The 19,232-nt window shown below is 58.0% G+C and carries 18 protein-coding genes and 1 pseudogene; 13 read left to right on the top strand and 6 right to left on the bottom strand.

Annotated features, from left to right (window positions below; all coding sequences use genetic code 11):
- The first annotated feature begins 168 nt into the window (after positions 1–168).
- Together AC3IUA_RS04565 and AC3IUA_RS04560 are read left to right on the top strand one after the other, a co-directional pair.
- Positions 169–498 (top strand): hypothetical protein, encoded by a 330-nt coding sequence (locus AC3IUA_RS04565; RefSeq protein WP_489359325.1) that lies wholly within the window; start codon positions 169–171, stop codon positions 496–498.
- Between the two features lie 29 nt (positions 499–527).
- Positions 528–719 (top strand): hypothetical protein, encoded by a 192-nt coding sequence (locus AC3IUA_RS04560; protein ID WP_489359324.1) that lies wholly within the window; start codon positions 528–530, stop codon positions 717–719.
- Between the two features lie 157 nt (positions 720–876).
- Here AC3IUA_RS04560 and AC3IUA_RS04555 read toward each other — a convergent pair whose 3' ends face one another.
- On the bottom strand, positions 877–1,338 hold the full coding sequence (locus AC3IUA_RS04555) for a hypothetical protein (protein WP_489359323.1): 462 nt from the start codon (positions 1,336–1,338) through the stop codon (positions 877–879).
- 324 nt (positions 1,339–1,662) lie between these two features.
- On the bottom strand, positions 1,663–2,277 hold the full coding sequence (locus AC3IUA_RS04550) for a helix-turn-helix domain-containing protein (RefSeq protein ID WP_489359322.1): 615 nt from the start codon (positions 2,275–2,277) through the stop codon (positions 1,663–1,665).
- Between the two features lie 183 nt (positions 2,278–2,460).
- Between AC3IUA_RS04550 and AC3IUA_RS04545 the strand changes: the two genes are divergently transcribed.
- From AC3IUA_RS04545 to AC3IUA_RS04515, 7 genes and pseudogenes are all read left to right on the top strand, one after another.
- Positions 2,461–3,597 (top strand): NAD(P)/FAD-dependent oxidoreductase, encoded by a 1,137-nt coding sequence (locus tag AC3IUA_RS04545; protein ID WP_489359321.1) that lies wholly within the window; start codon positions 2,461–2,463, stop codon positions 3,595–3,597.
- A 26-nt stretch (positions 3,598–3,623) separates the two neighbouring features.
- Entirely contained in the window at positions 3,624–4,004 is a 381-nt protein-coding gene (locus AC3IUA_RS04540) for a RidA family protein (RefSeq protein WP_489359320.1), read from the top strand.
- Positions 4,005–4,100: 96 nt separating this feature from the next.
- Positions 4,101–5,156 (top strand): YkvI family membrane protein, encoded by a 1,056-nt coding sequence (locus tag AC3IUA_RS04535; RefSeq protein WP_489359318.1) that lies wholly within the window; start codon positions 4,101–4,103, stop codon positions 5,154–5,156.
- Between the two features lie 187 nt (positions 5,157–5,343).
- Positions 5,344–5,427: pseudogene (locus AC3IUA_RS04530) on the top strand (DNA repair protein RadC); the annotation flags it as partial.
- Between the two features lie 54 nt (positions 5,428–5,481).
- A complete protein-coding gene (locus AC3IUA_RS04525; RefSeq protein WP_489359317.1) occupies positions 5,482–5,949 on the top strand; it encodes an N-acetyltransferase in 468 nt (155 codons plus the stop codon).
- A gap of 51 nt (positions 5,950–6,000) precedes the next feature.
- Entirely contained in the window at positions 6,001–6,408 is a 408-nt protein-coding gene (locus AC3IUA_RS04520) for an isochorismatase family protein (protein ID WP_489359316.1), read from the top strand.
- A 257-nt stretch (positions 6,409–6,665) separates the two neighbouring features.
- Complete coding sequence (locus AC3IUA_RS04515; protein ID WP_489359315.1) at positions 6,666–6,953, top strand: hypothetical protein; 288 nt, start codon at positions 6,666–6,668, stop codon at positions 6,951–6,953.
- Positions 6,954–7,134: 181 nt separating this feature from the next.
- Here the strand turns inward: AC3IUA_RS04515 and AC3IUA_RS04510 are convergent, their stop codons facing one another.
- The 3 genes from AC3IUA_RS04510 to AC3IUA_RS04500 all read right to left on the bottom strand — a co-directional run bounded on the left by AC3IUA_RS04510 (position 7,135) and on the right by AC3IUA_RS04500 (position 13,705).
- The gene (locus tag AC3IUA_RS04510) at positions 7,135–11,904 is read right to left on the bottom strand and encodes a DUF4347 domain-containing protein (protein WP_489359314.1); all 4,770 of its coding nucleotides are present in this window, start codon (positions 11,902–11,904) and stop codon (positions 7,135–7,137) included.
- A gap of 334 nt (positions 11,905–12,238) precedes the next feature.
- Positions 12,239–12,673 (bottom strand): hypothetical protein, encoded by a 435-nt coding sequence (locus AC3IUA_RS04505; protein WP_489359312.1) that lies wholly within the window; start codon positions 12,671–12,673, stop codon positions 12,239–12,241.
- 780 nt (positions 12,674–13,453) lie between these two features.
- The gene (locus tag AC3IUA_RS04500) at positions 13,454–13,705 is read right to left on the bottom strand and encodes a helix-turn-helix transcriptional regulator (RefSeq protein ID WP_489359311.1); all 252 of its coding nucleotides are present in this window, start codon (positions 13,703–13,705) and stop codon (positions 13,454–13,456) included.
- A 168-nt stretch (positions 13,706–13,873) separates the two neighbouring features.
- Here AC3IUA_RS04500 and AC3IUA_RS04495 point away from each other — a divergent pair, with 168 nt between their 5' ends.
- Positions 13,874–14,119 (top strand): DUF3079 domain-containing protein, encoded by a 246-nt coding sequence (locus AC3IUA_RS04495; RefSeq protein WP_489359310.1) that lies wholly within the window; start codon positions 13,874–13,876, stop codon positions 14,117–14,119.
- Between the two features lie 63 nt (positions 14,120–14,182).
- Positions 14,183–14,986, top strand: coding sequence for an alpha/beta fold hydrolase (locus AC3IUA_RS04490; RefSeq protein ID WP_489359309.1), 804 nt, complete (start codon positions 14,183–14,185; stop codon positions 14,984–14,986).
- Between the two features lie 105 nt (positions 14,987–15,091).
- Here the strand turns inward: AC3IUA_RS04490 and AC3IUA_RS04485 are convergent, their stop codons facing one another.
- The gene (locus tag AC3IUA_RS04485) at positions 15,092–16,246 is read right to left on the bottom strand and encodes an OprD family porin (RefSeq protein ID WP_489359308.1); all 1,155 of its coding nucleotides are present in this window, start codon (positions 16,244–16,246) and stop codon (positions 15,092–15,094) included.
- A 296-nt stretch (positions 16,247–16,542) separates the two neighbouring features.
- On the opposite strand from AC3IUA_RS04485, the gene AC3IUA_RS04480 reads away from it, so the two are divergent.
- Positions 16,543–17,448, top strand: a complete 906-nt coding sequence (locus AC3IUA_RS04480) for a LysR family transcriptional regulator (protein ID WP_489359307.1) — start codon at positions 16,543–16,545, stop codon at positions 17,446–17,448.
- A 283-nt stretch (positions 17,449–17,731) separates the two neighbouring features.
- Positions 17,732–19,180 (top strand): YfcC family protein, encoded by a 1,449-nt coding sequence (locus tag AC3IUA_RS04475; RefSeq protein ID WP_489359306.1) that lies wholly within the window; start codon positions 17,732–17,734, stop codon positions 19,178–19,180.
- Positions 19,181–19,232: the final 52 nt, after the last annotated feature.

Here is a 19,232-nt window from a genome sequence, read left to right as displayed (position 1 = left end):
GATGGATCGACCAGGCTGACAAGGCTGAGAGCCAGGGGAATCGCAGTAGAGCGATGCATCAGGGACGATACCCAATGGATACGGAATCCGTAGAAAGCGGCGGCTTTCATCCCGCCGTTTTTTTTCGTCTGTATAAAACCCACTCAAAAACAAAAAAAGATTTAATTCATGTCGAATTCCAATGTTCTGGCTGACAGTAATATGTTGAGTTCTCTCGCCGCGTATGACGCAGTTATGGGGCTGAGCAGCGGGCAGACGGTACGGTGGGGGAACCTGCTGTTCAAGATCATCGAAGGCCGCCTCCTACCTCTGGTGATGGAAGCCGCCGGTCGTGCCGAGGGCTATGCCTTGGGCTTACGCGATGCGGGGGTCATCACTGAAATTCAGCGCAGTCGGATGGCGAGTGTGGCCTTGGCCGTGACCGCTGACAAAATCCACAGCTTGCCCCCCATGCGTGAGGGCATCCATGACCTGGCACCCGATCCGGTCGCGTCGTGATCCGTCCCACGTGTACCGCAGGAACCAAAATGTATTCAGCGGTATCGTTCAGACACAACAGCAAGTTTTATGCCGAGGTGGATGCCGTCACCCTGCATGAAGCTGACGGCTACTTGATCCTGACGCATGCAAACGACGACAGCAGCCGTATTTCCGAGGGGGCTGAGGCGCTGTTCGAAGCGCTGTCAGGACTTGGAATCCGGGCCAACAAGCGCCCCTGATTCGCTGCGCACAGTGCGTAGCTGAAGCTGAATGTCTCCTTCTAACCGCCCCCAGGAAGATGGATGCCGGCGGCGGATACCACTGCCGGCTCCAGGGCTGAAACTCTTTGGCAAATTGCAAAGGCGGAGCCAAACAACAATTTATTTCATGCCGATACTAATTTGAAGCCCGCTCAATGAACACCTTATTCCAACGTAGGGAATACAGGGCATATATTGCGACCGCGTAAACAACAAAGTGCACTGGCGCTGTAAATACAGCGGTTGGGAGTAACAGCACAAAAGCAATGATGAGAAGCCAAAGATATAGCTCCATCAGTGAGCTGAGACCGCCCTTCTTTTTTATTCTATACACTGCCAGGCCAATGCCAGCCAAATATACACCCAGGCAGAACATGAGCAGACGCGCCACTGATCGCAGAGCGTACAGACCATTGCCACTATCATTATTCAGAGCGGAAGGGCCGAAGATGTACATTACGGCAAATATTATGGAGAACGAACCTATCGCACCGTAGATGAAATAGGTTTTAAAGAAACCAAAATCCCCTCTACAAAGCTTACTATTGAAAAAGCTTTTAGATAAAAAAGCCACTATCAAAACAACTACGTAGTCCATGAACGCACTCCATTACGAATGATGGCAATATCATATCAGTAAAAAGTGTACCCTGGCAGCGTAGCGGGGAAGAGGTTTACGCGCCGATAGAATCCACGCCAGCAAAGATATTACGGCCCCCCCTTACCTCTGCTGCGAATGGCGCGTGTCTGCGTGGTAGCAGAAGTGGTGCGCAGCTACATCGAATTACGCAGCGAGCAGCGCCGCTTGGCTCTTCAGAGAGAAAACCTCAGAGACCAACACCGTCTCGTTGCGCTGACGCGCGACCGCCGCACCGCTGGCATCGTGAGCGATCTCGAAATTGATCGCAGCCTGACGTCAGCCTCAGTACTCCGACATCACCACCATCACTTCAGCGTCGGCGCCATCCTGGCCTTCAGCCAGATAAATATGACCAATTGAGCTGTTGAAATAGGCTGTTTCGCGGCAGCCGATGCTGAGGGATTCGCCAGTTTCGAATTGAATGCGCACACGACCTGACAGGACGACGGCGAACTCTTGTCCGGGGTGACGGATGTAGTCTTCGAACTGATTCAGCTCGCGTGCACAGATCCGCGCGTACATGGGCGTCATACTGCGCCCGGGAAAATCCCCCGCCATCGGGTGGTATTCATAATTGCCCGTGCTGTAACCCGCCGCACTGTCGATGGCGGTGCTGACCACCGTGGGCTGTACAGGGCTGACGCCCGCCTTGGCCGGGCTGAAAAGCTGGGCAATGTCCACACTCAGGGCCCGAGCTGCGGCCGCTAGTTTTTCGTAACTCACCGACACTTGCGCCAGCTCCATCTTCGACAAGGTCGACAGCGCCACGCCTGAACGCTCAGACAGTTGCTTAAGCGTCAACTTCTGGTTTTTGCGGATGACACGCAGTCGGGCACCGACCTGGGCGCGATCTATCAAGGGATGGGCTGTGGAACCCGAGGCTCGATCGGAACTCATGCAGACTCTCTGTCGTACAAAAAACGGTGCCTGGGACTGAGCCAAGGCATGGGCTGGAATAATACCTCATGGTAATGGGTTGACTGGGAAATTCTCATATCTTACATTTCTCTTATCTGAGAATTATAAAAATTGAGGGGAGAACCGTTCTTCCCCATCCCCAGAGACAGGAGGTACTTCGGTATGCACGGCAGCGAATGTTTCGATTTCGCCATCATCGGCGGTGGTATTGCGGGGGCCTCCCTGGCCTATCGCTTGGCCGGGCAAGCCAGCGTTGTGGTGCTCGAACGTGAGAGCCAGCCGGGTTATCACGCCACCGGACGCTCCGCCGCGATGTTCATGGAAAGCTATGGCACACCGCAGATCCAGGCATTGACCCGCGCCAGCCGGGACTTCTATGAGCAACCGCCAACTGACTTTACCGAACATGCGCTGCTGGAACCTCGTGGCTGCCTGTACGTCGCAGGTGAGGGGCAACAATCCCTGCTGAAACAAACCTTCGAAGTCAGCCGGGCACAGGCTGGCAATGTTTCATTGATTGATACCGAGCACGCTCTCGCGTTGGTGCCGTGCCTGCGCCCAGAAGCAATTGTCGGGGCGATGCTCGAAACCGACGCCCGTGACCTGGACGTCCACGCCCTGCACCAAGGTTTTTTGCGGGCCATGCGCCGTGCCGGTGGCGTGCTGCAGTGCGATGCCCAACTGAGCGTCGCTACCCGCGAAGGTCGTCACTGGCACCTGACACTGGCCGACGGCCGCCAGTTGCGCGCGCGCAATCTGGTAAATGCCGCAGGTGCCTGGGCCGACCAGGTGGCGCAGCAGTGCGGTGTGAAGCCCATTGGGTTGCAGCCCTGCCGACGCACCGCCTTTACCTTCGACGGCCCTGAGGGCATGGACTTCTCACGATGGCCTGCGGTGATCGGCATCGACGAAAGTTTTTACTTCAAACCGGACGCCGGCCAACTGCTTGGCTCGCCGGCCAACGCCGATCCCGTCCCGCCACAGGACGTGATGCCCGAAGAGCTGGACATCGCCACCGGGATCTACCACATCGAAGCCGCCACCTCCTTGATCATCCGCCGCCCACGCCACAGCTGGGCCGGCCTGCGCTCGTTCGTCGCCGACGGTGATCTGGTGGTCGGCTGGGATGATCACCGCGAAGGCTTCTTCTGGCTGGCGGCACAGGGCGGTTACGGCATTCAGTCCGCGGCCGGCGTATCACAACTGGCCTGTGCCCAATTGCTCGATCAACCCCTACCCGAAACACTTCACCGCCAGGGCATCGAGCCACAACGCCTGGCACCTGACCGCTTGCGTTAATTACTCATCCCAAAGAGGTCCGTACCATGTCTGACACTCTCCAGCGTTACCCCAGCCACCTGCCCTATCCGTTCTCCAAGGCCATTCGGGTCGGCGATTTTCTGTATCTCTCCGGGCAAGTACCGATGAACCCTCTGGGCGAGGTGGTGCTCGGTGATATCCGCGAGCAAACCGAGGCCACCATGGCCCGCATCGGCGAGACCCTGGCCGAATGCGGCGTGGGTTTTGATCAGGTGGTGAAAGCCACGGTGTGGCTGTCGGACATGCAACATTTCGCCGGTTTCAACGAGGTGTACAAGCGCCACTTCCAGAACGGTTTTCCAGTGCGCTCCACGGTCGGCGGCGCCCAGTTGGCGCTGGGGGTCGATGTGGAGATCGAAGTCCAGGCGTGGGTCGGCGCCCGCTGATCCACCCCTGCTGTTTGCCAGTGCGATGCCCCGGGAGGGCCATGAACAGTGGTCGTCCCCATAAGCCATAACAAAAACAAACTGAGGGAAATCGTCATGAAAGAAAGTCTGAAAATAGCCGGTGCATTTGTCGGTGTGATTGTCGGTGCAGGATTCGCCTCCGGTCGGGAGCTGCAGTTGATGTTCGTGGATTTCGGCGTATGGGGACTGCTCGGGGCTGTGGTCAGCGCCGCGCTCTTCACCTTTCTCGGGATGGCATTGGCGGGCATGGGTAGCCAACTGCGGGCAAGGTCCCATAAGGACGTAGTGTACGCACTGTGCGGACGCTACCTGGGCACCTTTGTCGACCTGATGGTCACTTTTTTCATGTTTGCGGTGACCGTTGTCATGTTGGCCGGCGGCGGCGCCTTGCTGGAACAACAGTTCGGCATCCCCGCCATGTTCGGCAGCGTGGCGGTGACCCTGATCGTGGTCGCCATCGTGTGCCTGGATGTGCAGAAGGTCATTGGCATGATCGGCGCCGTCACTCCGTTGTTGATCCTGACGGCGGTAGCGGTGGCCCTGTATGGCACCGCCACCCGGGGCTTGAGTTTCGGTGAACTCAATCAGCTGGCCAGCCAGCAAGACGCTGGCGCGAGCCATTGGCTGCTGGGAGCGTTGTTGTACGTGTCTTACAACATCGTGGCCGGGGTGCCGTTTCTGGCGATCATGGGCGGCGCCGCGAAATCCGAGAAGCAGGCCATCTGGGGGGGCATCTTCGGTGGCGCGTTGCTGGGGCTGCTGATGCTTGTGATGAGTCTGGGATTGCTGTCACGCCTGGACAGCGTGGCGGATTTGCCAATGCCCATGCTGTCCATCGCCACGGAGGTTTCGCCGGTCCTCGGCCTGCTGATGGCGACGATCATTTTCCTGATGATCGTCAACACGGCCGTCGGTACCCTGTATTCCTTTTCGGCTCGGCTACTGCCAGCAGGCACTCGCAAATTCCGCGTCGGCTCAGCGGCCGCTGGCGTACTGGCTTTCGTCGGCAGTCTGGTCGGATTTGTCAACCTGGTGGGCCAGGTCTATCCACTCTTTGGCTACCTGGGCTTTTTGCTGATTGGCGCAGTGGTCGTTGGCTGGTTACGCGTAGGGCGCCTGGCCCAGGCTTAATCCGTCGATAGTGGCGTGCCGAGCCAAAAAGCGATCAGTGCGGCCATGACCGTAAAAGGAATCGGCAGGCCGTGCTGGGCGATACTCATGCCAGCGACCCAAACAGACTGTCAACGCCCAGAGCAAACCGGTACTGGCGTTGGCGGTCACAGATCCAGCCCCAAATATTACTGATCGATCGGCTTGGGTAGATCTGCAAACGGAGCACCGTTGCGCAGCGCTCCATCCATCCGGCGATCCTGAACCCAGTCAAGCCGATCGCACGCTAACCATGGCGCACGCAGATGACACAATGTTTCCTTCCTGACTCAATCGTTGAGGCCTCATGATCCGCGACTTTCGAAACCTTGACCTGGAGCCCGTATTGGACATTTGGCTACGAGCGTCAATCCAGGCACATCACTTCATAGCCCCCAAATTCTGGCGTAACCAGCTTGACGCTATGCGTGAGGTCTACCTACCCGGCGCCATGTCCCGAGTGTTTGAGGCAGATGGGGCGGTAGCAGGATTCTGCTCTGTATATGGAGACACACTTGCAGCGCTATTCGTATCGCCTGAGCATCAGGGGGGCGGCATAGGTACGCAGCTTCTCGAGGACGCCATGGCATCTAAGTCAACTCTACAGCTGACTGTGTATTCGGCGAATGCTCCTGGTATCCATTTCTATGAGAACCAGGGTTTTGTAGTTCTCAATGAACAACTGGACGAACACACTGGCCACCCTGAGAAAGTGATGCGCTGGGTCGCCATCAAAGCATGCACCATATCCATCACCGGTTCTGAACTACCATGAGAGCAAGCTTTTGGTCGCCAGCCTAAACGAAGCATCAACGAAACCCGCCTTGTGCGGGCCTTGGTGCGTAAGGCTCATCCAGCTCAAAAACGCAGCCCTCGGAATGAAGGAGATCCAGTGTGGGAGCGGCGGTGCGGCGATGAACAACTCGGCTGGCATCCCGCGCTGGATGACGACAGCCTGGTCCAGGCCGACCGTATCTTCATCAAGCACGGTTACGCGCCTTCCCCGCAAACCATCGAACACCTGAAGAGCCTGAATCTGGACCGGGTACTTGTTTGTGGCCTACAGACTGAGACCTGCTGCCTGGCCGCCGGGTTTGCGTTGTTCGATGCCGGGCTGCAACCGACCTTGATTAGCGATCTGACGGTGGGATCGTCGCTGGATCGGACGGGTGGGTTGGGGGTCAGGCTTTGGCAGCAACACTTCAAGCACACTGTGAAGTTGAATGAAGTGTGATGGGGGCATTGGCGTACCGATATCGGGGCCAGACAGGCCTAAGGATTTCCAAACTTGAAAGGGGCATTCTCTTGCCCCTTTTCAGTCCCTTTACCGGGCTAAAACCGGTTTATTTCTCTTATCTCAAGAAGCAAATCGAATTACTGCGCGCAGTTATAGTCTTTTGCTTAGGCCCCATTATCTGAGGCTCACAACCGACCTCGGCCAGGCCGCCCATTCAACGGCAGCACCGAGCCAATCAGTTCAAGGAGATACCCATGAAGCGTTCTGCACTGGCTGGACTGTTCATTACCGCTGCAATGTTGGCCTCACCGGTATTTGCTGGCGCGCAGGATGATCTTTGCAACATCAACCTGCAAAAAATCCGCGACGCCAAGGTCAGCACCGAGCAAATGAGCGAGGGCTTGAAATCCGATATCGATGCCACTATTCATCAGGCCACGGCCGCTAAAGCCAAGGGCACCGAGGAAGGGGCCAAAGAATGCATTTCCCTGACCACCCAGGCGATGCAGAAAATCCAGAACACCAGCAAAGGTGATCAGTGAGCGACTGACGCGGTAATCCAGGCCATGGAGGCTGAGACCCCTGATTTGCCCCCTGGCACCGATTCCCTGTCAGTACGCAGCCTTTAAGCAGCGCGTTGCTGGGCTCCGAGATAAAGCTAACGGCTAAATGACGATTCAGCCTCTGCCGCTACATATGGCAGAGGCTGCAGCGCAAGACCGCTTAGGCAATCAGATTGGCATCGTTGAACGTGCTCACCCCCAGCAACTGAATTTCGAACTCGGCGACCGAGTCGGCGTCGGTGCTGCCGTACAACACACCGCTGGCGAAACGCAGTTGACCGGCCGCATTGGTACCGTTGAATGCCGCCGAGCCGATAAAGCTAAAGGCCTCATTAGCCACGGTAACTACGTTGGCGTCCAGGGTCGACAGATCGATTCTATCGCCTTCGCTGCTTTTGAAATCCCCCAGCACATCGCGCAGCGCCCCTAGGCCCATTTCGCTCAAGGTATTGAAGTCAAAACGATCCGCCCCGCTGCCGCCATTAATCTTGTCGACACCTGCGCCGCCAATCAGCAGATCGTTGCCTGCGCCTCCCGAAAGCGTGTCGTTGCCTGCACCACCGTTGAGGGTATTGGCGGTGGTGTTACCGGTGAGGGTGTCGTTGTAGTTGCTACCCGCGAGGCTTTCGAAATTGAGCAGGGTATCCAAACCCGAGCCGCCAGTGGCTTGCGCGATGGAAGTGCTCAGGCTTGCGCTAATGGCGCTGCCTGCATAGGCGTAGGACGCGGTATCGATGCCGGTACTGCCGTTCAGGGTATTGTTGCCCACTCCGGCATAAATCAGATTATTGAGACTGTTGCCGGTAGCGTTGACAGCGCCGGTTGCCAGAACGCGCAGATTCTCGAGGTTGGCGCCGAGGGTCCAAGTCACCGAGGACTGCACCGTATCGATTTCGCTGGCCAGCGTACTGGTTTCGCTAACGACATCGAGGGCATTGTCGACCACATAAGTGTCGTTACCGAGACCTCCGGCCAATGTGTCTGCGCCAGCGCCACCATTCAGGGTGTTCGCCGCGGCATTGCCGACAAGGGCATTGTTCAACGCATTGCCGGTGCCATTAATGACGGCAGCGCCGGCCAGGACCAGCTTCTCGAGATTGGCGCCGAGGGTCCAGGTTGCCGAGGACTGCACCGTATCGATTTCGCTGGCCAGCGTGCTGGTTTCGCTAACGACATCGAGGGCACTGTCGACCACATAAGTGTCGTTACCGAAGCCTCCGGCCAATGTGTCTGCGCCAGCGCCACCATTCAGGGTGTTCGCCGCGGCATTGCCGGTAAGAGCATTGTTCAACGCATTTCCGGTGCCATTGATGGCGGCAGCGCCGGCCAGTACCAGCTTCTCGAGATTCGCACCGAGGGTCCAGGTTGCCGAGGACTGCACCGTATCGAGTTCGCTGGCCAGCGTACTGGTTTCGCTAACGACATCGAGGGCATTGTCGACCACATAAGTGTCGTTACCGAGACCTCCGGCCAATGTGTCTGCGCCAGCGCCACCATTCAGGGTGTTCGCCGCGGCATTGCCGGTAAGGGCGTTGTTCAACGCATTACCAGTGCCATTGATAGTGGCAGCACCGGTCAGTACCAGCCTCTCGAGGTTGGCGCCGAGGGTCCAGGTTGCCAAGGACTTCACCGTATCGATTTCGCTGGCCAGCGTGCTGGTTTCCCTAATCACATCGAGGGCATTGTCGACCACATAAGTGTCGTTACCGAGGCCTCCGGCCAATGTGTCTGCGCCAGCGCCACCATTCAGGGTGTTCGCCGCGGCATTGCCGGTGAGGGCGTTGTTCAACGCATTACCAGTGCCTACGATCGCTCCGCTCCCGAGGGCGAGATTTTCGACGTTGCCCGCCAGGACGTAGTTGATGGTGGCGACGACCTTATCGGCACCTTCGCTGGCGACCTCCTTCACCAGATCACTCAGGTTGTCGACATAATAGATGTCGTTACCGGTGCCACCGATCATGGAGTCGCCGCCCCAGTTACCGTCGAGGACGTCATTGCCAGCGCCACCGTTGAGGGTGTCGACGCCGAGGCCGCCTTCGAGGATGTCTGCACCTGCCGTGCCTTCGATGGTCAAGGGCTTGAAATTATGGGCATTGATGGCAGTAGCCATGACGTTTTTCAGAGTAATCGCGGTATGCCAGGTGTAGGCCGTGCCAGCGGCACCGTCTTCGTCGTACTGCAGCAGGGTGTTGGCACCGTTTTGCAGCAAGCGCAGGTAGCCCTGCTCGGCCTTCATCGGGTTGCCACCTTCGTAACCCCGGCCATCGGCCGCGCTGTGGTCCAGTAGCGTGGAGACATCGAGGCGGTCGCCACCTGCACCCGCAACGAAGTCAGTAACACTGTAATTGGCGGTATACCCACCGGAAAGGAAGGCATAGGTATCGACGCCCGCGCCTCCCGTTGCGGTCAGGGTACGATTGCCACCGCTGTACATGAACGTCTGGATCAGATCATCACCGGCACCACCATCGATCAGCACCGTTTCGGCCGTGCCGCTGATACTCCATACAGTAAAACGGTCATTGCCATCGCCGCCCCGCAGGGTATCGCTGCCTTCGCCACTGTTACTGTTCAGAGAGTCATTGCCGGCGCCACCGTCCAGACTGTCGTTGCCGGTATTGCCATCCAAGATATCGTTGCCCGCGCCACCCAGAATGGTGTCATTGCCCGGGCCGCCTTGAATCTGATCCCCGCCCCACTGATCCAACTCATCGCCACCAACGATATAGTCCGCACCACCGCTGCCACTGATCTGGTCAGAACCGGCACCGCCCTGGATAGTGTCGGCGAAGTGACTGCCCTGCAGCGTGTCATTGCCGACCGTGCCAGTCAGTTGCAGCCCCGGTACATCGGAACCATCAGGTGCAATGGCGCCAACGAAATTGGCGGCCGTAAGGGTGCTGGCGAGCACGTTTTGCAGAGTAATAGCGGTGTGCCAGGTGTAGGCCGTGCCGGCGGCACCGTCTTCGTCGTACTGCAGCAGGGTGTTGGCACCGTTTTGCAGCAAGCGCAGGTAGCCCTGCTCGGCCTTCATCGGGTTGCCACCTTCGTAACCCCGGCCATCGGCCGCGCTGTGGTCCAGTAGCGTGGAGACATCGAGGCGGTCGCCACCTGCACCCGCAACGAAGTCAGTAACACTGTAATTGGCGGTATACCCACCGGAAAGGAAGGCATAGGTATCGACGCCCGCGCCTCCCGTTGCGGTCAGGGTACGATTGCCACCGCTGTACATGAACGTCTGGATCAGATCATCACCGGCACCACCATCGATCAGCACCGTTTCGGCCGTGCCGCTGATACTCCATACAGTAAAACGGTCATTGCCATCGCCGCCCCGCAGGGTATCGCTGCCTTCGCCACTGTTACTGTTCAGAGAGTCATTGCCGGCGCCACCGTCCAGACTGTCGTTGCCGGTATTGCCATCCAAGATATCGTTGCCGGCGCCACCCAGAATGGTGTCATTGCCCGGGCCGCCTTGAATCTGATCCCCGCCCCATTGATCCAACTCATCGCCACCAACGATATAGTCCGCACCACCGCTGCCACTGATCTGGTCAGAACCGGCACCGCCCTGGATGGTGTCGGCGAAGTGACTGCCCTGCAGCGTGTCATTGCCGACCGTGCCAGTCAGTTGCAGCCCCGGTACATCGGAACCATCAGGTGCAATGGCGCCAACGAAATTGGCGGCCGTAAGGGTGCTGGCGAGCACGTTTTGCAGAGTAATAGCGGTGTGCCAGGTGTAGGCCGTGCCGGCGGCACCGTCTTCGTCGTACTGCAGCAGGGTGTTGGCACCGTTTTGCAGCAAGCGCAGGTAGCCCTGCTCGGCCTTCATCGGGTTGCCACCTTCGTAACCCCGGCCATCGGCCGCGCTGTGGTCCAGTAGCGTGGAGACATCGAGGCGGTCGCCACCTGCACCCGCAACGAAGTCAGTAACACTGTAATTGGCGGTATACCCACCGGAAAGGAAGGCATAGGTATCGACGCCCGCGCCTCCCGTTGCGGTCAGGGTACGATTGCCACCGCTGTACATGAACGTCTGGATCAGATCATCACCGGCACCACCATCGATCAGCACCGTTTCGGCCGTGCCGCTGATACTCCATACAGTAAAACGGTCATTGCCATCGCCGCCCCGCAGGGTATCGCTGCCTTCGCCACTGTTACTGTTCAGAGAGTCATTGCCGGCGCCACCGTCCAGACTGTCGTTGCCGGTATTGCCATCCAAGATATCGTTGCCGGCGCCACCCAGAATGGTGTCATTGCCCGGGCCGCCTTGAATCTGATCCCCGCCCCATTGATCCAACTCATCGCCACCAACGATATAGTCCGCACCACCGCTGCCACTGATCTGGTCAGAACCGGCACCGCCCTGGATGGTGTCGTTGTCGACTGTTCCCTCGAGGATGTCGTTACCGTCCGTGCCATTGAGGGCCGCCAAGGTAGCGGCATAGGCAGTCAGATCGAGCGTGTTTGTCTCGATCTCACCTACATGGACTTCAAGTTGCGAATCACCACCCTGACTTAAAGCGCCACTCAGGTCATCCGATGCTGCAACATCCGCTCCGGTGATTAGAGCCAGGCGCTCGATGAAGGCTTGCCCTTCATCGTCCTGCGCCACATTGCAGCCGTAGAGCAGGATGTCTCCTGCCGCGGTAAGTGATTGCCCAATGGATTGCAGCTGACTCTGATACGTGCTGAGGCTGCTCGAATCCAGCACCGTCGAGCCGAGGTAAAGCGCCCCTACACTGCCGTGCGAAATGATCTGGATCGAACTCAGGTCGCTATAGCTCGCGAGGACTGACTGTATCTGCGATAGGCCATCCTCATTCGCATCGAGCACCACCCATTGTGTATCGCTGCCAAGCTGCGCAATCAATGTTTCGCGATTCGCCACACGGCTATCAATAAAGAAAAAATTCCTGGTCATACTCGCATCCCTGCCGCATTCAGTTCCAACGAACCCATTGACTCGTCGAATAAGCATTTCGATGGTTACTGGGAGGAGCACTTTCTCGATGGAAGCCAATCCAGCGGTTGGCCTCCGTCAACCGCTGCACAGTGTAGGAGACAAGGCTCTGCGGTCATAGTGCGCCTGTAGGGACGCATAGACCTCCGCCTCAGCTCGCCAAACAAAATAAAATTGGGTGCAGGTCACGCCCCGGGCTTGGTTGGTCGAGTCAAACACCCGGCCTTGGGGTGGTTACTCGATTTGAAATCCGGGAGTTGAATCACCGCGATCTCTCTCTGTGAACCAACCGGCGTCAGTGTAACAAGAGGCCTGCAGCACGAGCACGCAAAGCCATCACCAGGCTCGCCGGCAGCTTTTTGATCTCGTCAGGCCAAACAGCCAAATGTCCCCGAAACTCTTTCGATTCATCGTCATGCCTTGACAAGTCGTCGAGCAAAAAACTGTATCGGCTCAGATAGGCCGCAGACAAATCATCTGCCAAGGCCCTGGCTGGCTCTCCAGTCATTGCCAGACACCATTGCGCAATTTCGACCACCCGTTCGTTGGGTGAGCGCGGTGTAACGCCATGAATGAAATTCAGAATGTAATTGTTGTAGAGCAGCGCACCTTGCTCGGGTTCGTCCGTAGGATTACCCGGACAAAGTCGTCGTTCCCAGGGCAGGATATAGATCTTTTTATCCATCACAGCCTGGAGTACATAGTCCGATGGTTTGACCAAACGCGGCATGACTTTCTCCTGGGAAAAAAATGCGGTTTATCTATGTTAGCTTATCCATGGCGGCCAATAGCCACTATCGAAAAATCGCACTGGGACTTACCCGATCACTGAATCGGACACTGTTCTGGGCCAGGTTTGATACTCGAATAGCCTTTCCGGATCCTGGTGTGCAGCGTATTCAGCATCTCCAGGCCCAGAACAACACCGTCCGCTCGTCTCTCTGGTTTACCCCCCAAAAACGATGGGGACAGCACGCAAAATATGGGCCAGCAATCGCTCTATCTCTGGCCTGATCGTGGCTTGGAAGCAACGCCGCGGCCCACGCTCAGACTATAGGCAAAACTTGATGGATTGCTAATGGCCAGTACTCAAAAAAAAAGACCGGAGAGTGACCTGCAACCAGACACAAGTCCGATGACCGATTCGTTTGAATCACTAACTAAGGATGGTTACACCTTTCTGAATTAAAAACCCGAAAGACGGAGACTTGGCAGGAAGGCCGATACTTATCCAATATTGGGGAAACAACCCCATGCCTTGCGCGTCTCCCATGCATGCCGTTTGATTTATGGCGGCTGGACGTCATCGGGCGACGGTTGCAGGCGCAGGTTTCATCGTCATAAGAAAACGGGTGGTCTCAGGGCCAATGCCGGTTCACTTAACGTCTTAACTGACTGGCATTGGGCCTCAAGGCCGCCTGTTTTTTGAAGTGATCGAGATAAGTGCTTTCCCGATAGCAAAGACTGTCTCCTACTCTTGCTCGCGCCCGAATGAGGCGCTGAGGTCTTTTCATTCAAACAGATCCTGAACCTCATCCAGTGTCGGCATAACCGCAGGAATGACAGCGAGTTCACAATCCAAGGCGCCCAATACCCGCGCATATGCGTTCATGCCCACAGAGAGAGTGCCCTTTTCAACAGCAATCACCTTTTGCCGAGTCAACCCAGCAATCTGCGCAAGATCCGCTTGCGTCAGGCCCCGACTCAACCGCTTTTCGCGTATTTGCTTACTCAAGCGGTAGATCAGAAGTTCGTAGTCCATGTTCTGTTCTCGTTACATTCCAGAAGCAATGTAACGTATACGCAACAAATCAATAAGCAAAATGGCCACGCAACTCGGTAACTCCCCCATTCTTGATCACCATCAACTCCCTACCCACCCTGACTCTGTAGGCTGAAGGCCACTCCTACCCGTCACCTGGAGATCGCCATGGCCAAGATATTCCCCCTCCACCCGAAACATCCCGAGCGCATCTGCTGGGGCTGTGACAGGTACTGTCCGGCGAGCTCCCTGGCGTGTGGCAATGGCTCTGACCGCACGATGCATCCGGCCGAGATGATCGGTGATGACTGGTATTTGCATGGGGATTGGGGCATCGACCCGGCCACTGTGGCGCAAAAGCCGGTGGACGATCCGGGCAGCGCTGTTATCCGGCTTGCAAATGTTGATGAATAGCACTGTCCTCTTTTCCCGATCAGGCAAATAATTGTCCACAGTCTCTCTTCTCCGGAGGTCTGCGTGGAACTCATCGAAGCCTTTTTCCAGGAATCTGGCGTGGGTGCTGGCCCGGGCGTGGTGTGTTTTCACGCCAATGCGAGCAGCTCGGCGCAGTGGCGAGGGCTGTTGGAGCGCCTGGCTCCGCGGTTCCATGTACTGGCTCTCGACTCCTACGGCGCAGGCAAGAGCCCCCCATGGCCAGCCGACCGGATCATCGGCCTCAGCGACGAAGTTGCGCTCGCAGAGCCGGTGCTTGCCAGAGCGGGCGCACCTCTCACGCTCGTGGGTCATTCTTATGGCGCCGCCGTCGCACTGATTGCCGCGTTGCGCCATCCCGAACGGGTGCGTGCCATCGCGGTGTATGAGCCCACGCTGTTTTCGCTGCTTGATGCGCAAATGCCCCCACCCAATGAGGCGGACCTGATCCGAGAGGTCGTCGCCGACGCCGGCAACGCCCTCGATGCAGGTAACCAGGATGCGGCCGCCGAGCGTTTCATTGATTATTGGATGGGTTCTGCAGCGTGGAAACGAACCCCGGAGCAACGCAAGCAATCCATCACCGCCGCGGTGGCCAATGTCCGCGGCTGGGCCCACGCGTTGTTGACCGAGCCGACGCCCCTGCAGGCTTTTCGCTCGCTCGACATTCCGGTGCTCTACATGACAGGCAAGCACTCGCCGGTTTCGTCACTTGGGGTGGCGCGGCTACTGGCCGGTGCTTTGCCAAACGTCGAGAGGGTGCAATTCGAAGAGCTCGGGCACATGGGTCCCGTTACTCATCCAGACATCGTCAATCAGGTCATTGCACGATTTATCGAGCGGAGCTGAGTCTTCTCTTGGGCCGATAGATGAACTTTTCTTCACTCCATCGGCTGTCCCCGCCCTGTCATTCAAGGCACTAAGGTTTTGCCCGCTCTCCCGCGCTTTTTTCGCCTACCAAAGGGCAATGTCATAGGTCAGGTACAGGCGAGTGTTATCGCGGTCACTGGCGTAGGTCGAGCGGTAAGTCGCCTTGCGCAGCTCGACTCCCAGCCCTTTGAGGGCGCTGTCCTGAACAACGTAACGCAGGTTGGTGTCGGCCTCCCACTCGCGGGCTTCGCGGCCTCTGAAATCGCCGTTCTCGCCTTTGTAGTAGCGCGTCATGAAGCTCAGGCCCGGCAAGACTGCGGCGAAGTCATAGTCGTAACGCAGCATCCAGGTCTGCTCACCGGCCTGGATGAATTTGCCGACGCCGGCATTGCTGAACGAGTACACCGTGGACACGCTGGTGTAAGGCAGGGCGGTGTCACCGCTGACTTTCTGGTAACCCAGGCCCAACGCCTGAGCGCCGAGGCGATAGGTGAACAGCCCGCTGAACATGTCGCTGTCGACTTTGCCGTTGCGCGCCTCGCCCGCGTCGCCGCTGATGAAGTAACGCAGGTCGCTGGTCAGGTTGCCGGGGCCGAGCGGTTGTTTGTGGACCAGTCCAAGGAACTGCTGGCGGTAGAACTCGCGCATTTCGCCGTAGTACCAGGTGCCGCTGAGGTTGGGCGTGAACCTGTAAGTCGCGCCGGCGAAATCGAAGTCGCTGCCTTTGTTACCGTTGTAGCCCTGAGGATGAATGTTCACGCTGTCGGTGGAGTTGCGTTGCTTGAACTTATCCAGATGCCCGGCGTGCAGGTACAGATCGGGAACACCGGAGTATTCAATCTGGGTGCCACGGAAGGTCTGCGGTAACAGGCGACCATCGTTGTGGACCAGCACCGGGATCTTCGGCAGCAACGTGCCGGTTTTCACCACGGCATCACCGATACGCATCTTCGCCGTCACGCCGAGGCTGGAATATTCACTCGCGGCGTGCCCGTCATCGTGTACCGGCAATAACCCGGTACCGGCGTGGGTCGGGCTCGAATCCAGCTTCAGCCCGGCCAGCCCCAAGGCATCCAGACCGAAGCCAAGGGTGCCTTCGGTGTAACCCGATTGCAGGTTGAGCAAAAAACCCTGTGCCCACTCTTTGCGGTCCTCGCCACCGTCGCGATAACCGTCGTTGAAGTAGTAATTGCGCAGCGTCAGTTTGCCTTGCGCATCCTCGAAAAATCCCTGTGCCATCAGCTCCGGCGAAAGACTTACCAACAGCCCCGCAGAGACGACGCTCCCCCTCGTGAAAAGCTCACGCATAAAAAATCCTCAGTGCCGTATTGTCGGTTTTATTTGGCAGTCGCTAGCGTCCAGTGAATGGAAAATGACTCGATGTTGTTTGGCTACACACTGGACTCAGCGTCGTTAGGGAGCGGACACTAACGGCTCGCCGGAACGCCGACAACGTTATGCGAGAAGCGCATCAGGCTATGCGCAAATCACGTTGCAGGATCTTTCGAAGAGCCGCGAACCACAGGAAAACCAGGGTGAATCTCAAACAACTCGAAGCCTTCAAAGCCATCATGTCCACCGGCTCGACCATCGGTGCGGCGACCCGAATGGGCCTTTCCCAATCAGCAGTGAGTCGCCTGCTGAGCCAGCTCGAAGACGCGTTGGGGTTTGCCTTGTTCCTGCGCAAGAAGGGGCGGTTGATGGCCACCCCCGAAGCCGAAGAACTGCTCGCCGAAGTCGCCGGGCTGGTCGATGGCATGCAGCGCATTCAGCGGCTGGCGGACGAGATGCGGGTCGGCCGCTCGCGCAAAAGCCTGCTCAAGGTCGGGGTGCCGACCAGCATGACTCAGGAGCTGCTGCCAAAAATTGTTGCCGGGTTTCTCAAGGACCATGAGGACATCGTTGTCGAGCTGCTGACCGGCTCTTACGACACCATCGAGCGGGCAGTGCTCGACCGATCCGCCGACCTCGGATTTGTGCGCTTGCCGACGGAAATACCAGACTTCGACATCGAGCCGGTGCTGGAAACCGAAGGCGTGTGCGTGATGCCGGCAGGCCATCCGTTGACGCGTCATGAAGTGATCGAGGTTCAGCATTTGCGTGATGTGCCGCTGGTGCTATTGGGCCGTCAACGAGCCTTGCGGGCAGAGCTCAATCAAGTCTTTCGCGGGGCTAATCTGACGCCGCAAGTGCGGATCGAAGTGCACTCGGCAGGGGCCGCGTGCAGCTTTGTCGCCGAAGGTTTAGGGGTATCGATTGTCAACGGTCTGCTGGCCAGTCACTTCCTTCATTTGCCGATTGTCACACGGCCCTTCCGACCTGCCCTGCCCTATTCCTTCGGCCTCGCCTTCCGCCGTGACGAACCGCGTTCCAAGGTGGTGAATGCATTTGCCGAGCACCTCAAGCTGCGTTTGAGTGAGGCGGTGCGCAACTCAAATTAAGCCCCCCCCCCCTCGCAAACCATGACAAAACGCATAGCTCAACCCGTTCCACGCATAACGTTGTCGCCCTCGAAAGTTTGCCCTAGTGTCTGCGTCACCAAGAGCCACTACCAAAAACAATAACCGCGAGGGCCATCCTGCCATGTTCGTTGAAAAGCACCACGTTGCCCCTCCTTTGACTGCAGGACCATTGCTGCGCCAGGCGTAGCGTCGTCCTCGCACCGTTCATTCGGGACCTTGGGTTCCGTCCTCCAACGACATGTCGCCAGCCAGGGCAAGAACCATGACTGAACCACAGATAACCATCAGCCAATCAACCGCCAAACCTCCTCAAGAGGAGTCGGGCAAGCTCAACCAACGTAAGCAAATCAATCCAGCGATCATCCTGTTGAGCATCGTCCTGCTCGCCGTGGCCTTCACCTATGCGGTCAACTCCGGCAAGTTCCAGCGCCAGAATGGCCTGGTGGTCCCCGGTTCCTATCAGGTGCTGGAAAAACAGGACTCACTGAGCCAGTTGTTCTCCATTGAGCCACGCAAGGCCGGCGATACGGTGGCCCGGCCGGTGTCGCTGGTGGAAGGTTTCATGGCCATTCCCCAGGGCATCGAAAAGCGCGCCGGGCTGATTTTCATGGTGTTGTTCATCGGCGGCATGTTCGGCGTACTGAACAAGGCCGGGGTGATAGATGCCGGGCTCGAACGCTTGCTCGGCCTGACCCGAGGCAACATCTATGTGCTGGTGCCGACGCTGATGCTGGTGTTTTCCGCCGGCAGCACCTTCATGGGACTGGCCAAGGAGTTCATCCTGATCGTGCCGTTGATGGTCGCCATGGCCAACCGCCTCGGGCTGTCGAACCTGATCGGCCTGGCCATCGTGTGCATCTCGGTAAAGATCGGCTACCTGGCATCGATCACCAACCCGGTGGCGCTGTCGGTGGCACAACCCATGGTGGGTTTACCGATTTTCAGCGGCATGAGCATGCGCGTCGCCGCATACGCCCTGTTCTTGCTGGTGGGCATCGCGTTTGTGCTGTGGAGCATCCGCAAACACGGATACGACGCCAGCGCGAAGATCACTTTCGAACATAAACCATTGCCGATCCGGCACCTGATCAACCTGCTGGTCCTGGGTAGCGGCATCGCCTTCATGGTCTATGCCTCGACCCGCTGGGAGTGGAAATACCACGAGCTGTCGGCGTTCTACCTGCTGTTGAGCGTGGCCTTCACTTTGATTGCCGGCCTGGGCGCCAGCATCGCCGCCGGCGCGTTTGTCGACGGTATGAAAAAGGTGCTGATCGCCGGTGTGCTGATCGGACTGGCCACCGCGGTGGAAATCATCCTCAGCACCGGCCAGGTTCTGGACACTATCGTCAATGGCCTGGCCAGTGTGGTGAGTGACCATGGGCCGGTGGTGTCTGCCTATGGGATGTTCTTCGCTCAGTTGGGCCTGGATGTGTTGATTCCCTCCACCTCCGGCCAGGCGGCAGTGACCATGCCGATCTTCGGCCCGCTCGGCCAGCTGTCTGGCGTCAGCCCGCAGACCACCGTCTATGCGTTCCTGCTGGGCAACGGTTTGACCAACATGATCACCCCGACCTCCAGTGGTTTGCTGGTGCTGCTGGCCACCGCGCAGGTGGGCTGGGGCCAATGGGCGCGCTACATCCTGCCACTGTTCCTGATCTACACAGCGCTGTCGATGGTGCTGCTGGCCATCGCGGTGACGACCGGTTACTGAGTATTCAACGGCGCCCGCGGCCCTGCCGTCCGGCGCCGGTTTCAACAAGGCT

Source organism: Pseudomonas sp. KH_050 (assembly GCF_057838875.1).
Note: the sequence above shows the minus strand (reverse complement) of the source record. Positions and strands in the feature narration are given on the sequence as shown.